This window comes from Bartonella sp. AP9QHHD (assembly GCF_042195625.1).
GTDB lineage: Bacteria > Pseudomonadota > Alphaproteobacteria > Rhizobiales > Rhizobiaceae > Bartonella.
Genome location: NZ_JBHIOP010000026.1, coordinates 1 through 1,009, shown reverse-complemented (window position 1 = coordinate 1,009; position 1,009 = coordinate 1). Strand labels below are relative to the sequence as shown.

Sequence of the window (1,009 nt, the reverse complement as noted above, 5' to 3'; positions counted from 1 at the left end):
TTGCTCTTGCATTAATCTCTGCAAGCGATCGGGGTAAAAAAAATCTTCTGGACGCAAATCTATCCCATGATCACGTGCGTAGTTCAGAAGCATAATTTGATATTTAGCTGGTATAATTCCGCCTTTACCCTCTAGTTTTTTTAAAGGATAAGTCCATTTATAAACAGCAGACACATGACATTGAGAAATCAACGACACACGTTTCGCACCGCCTAAATATTTTATAATCGTACCTGCTGAATTTTTGATATTCATTTTAATTTCTCTATTTATCAAATGTGCATTTATTCGATTATAGAAAAAATGTCAACATTTTTTCTAAAATAGAAATGTTGATATTTTTTAAAACAACAGGAATATTGGTAAGTATGGATATTCAAAAAGAAATAAAAATTTGGGCAAATGAAAAACTTAAAACAATGGGTCATGGGTCCCGAACTGAATTAGCTAAACATATGGGACTTCATACATCTGTTGTATCTAAAATGCTTTCTATCGATGATGATAAAGAAAGTAGAAGTATATCTGCTGATGAACTCGTTAGATTAACTTCATTTTTTAAAGCTCTCCCCCCTCATTTTATACCCGATAATTGTGATGATTATTTTTTAAAATTATATTCCTCGGCAAAGCCAGAACATAGAAAAGCTGTCATTTCTTTTCTACGATCTTTGCAAGAAGAAGAAGATGAAAAATAACCACCCGTTTTTGCTCATTTGTTAATGACGAAAATATTTTTAGAGCTTTTTTAGACTGCTTCATACAGAATTTTCTCCACATTGAAATGAAAATTAAATTACTTTTTTGTGTAGACTATTTGTCTATCACTAAAAAATTTTTTTCTGTTTTAGAAAAATTATATTGACTTATTCTAAAATCGAAAATATGTTCACTCCATATCTTAGAAAATAACTTTTGCCAATAGGCTGTATGGAGGCATTTGTGAATAAACCAGTGTTTATAAATTCTGATGAAATTCTCTTAGTGATGTGCGAAAATGAAGAACAAA

General features: G+C 30.4%; 2 protein-coding genes. One reads left to right on the top strand and one right to left on the bottom strand.

Going from position 1 to position 1,009, the window contains the following annotated elements:
- The coding region (locus tag ACFIK4_RS01740; protein ID WP_375674730.1) for a hypothetical protein at window positions 1-255 on the bottom strand (255 nt) is incomplete at its 3' end.
- A gap of 113 nt (window positions 256-368) precedes the next feature.
- On the opposite strand from ACFIK4_RS01740, the gene ACFIK4_RS01735 reads away from it, so the two are divergent.
- Window positions 369-698, top strand: coding sequence for a hypothetical protein (locus tag ACFIK4_RS01735; RefSeq protein WP_375653475.1), 330 nt, complete (start codon window positions 369-371; stop codon window positions 696-698).
- Window positions 699-1,009 lie beyond the last annotated feature (311 nt).

Bases quoted from the DNA above. Each gene is read 5' to 3' on its own strand.
- ACFIK4_RS01735 (WP_375653475.1), top strand. From the start codon at position 369: ATGGATATTCAAAAAGAAATAAAAATTTGGGCAAATGAAAAACTTAAA.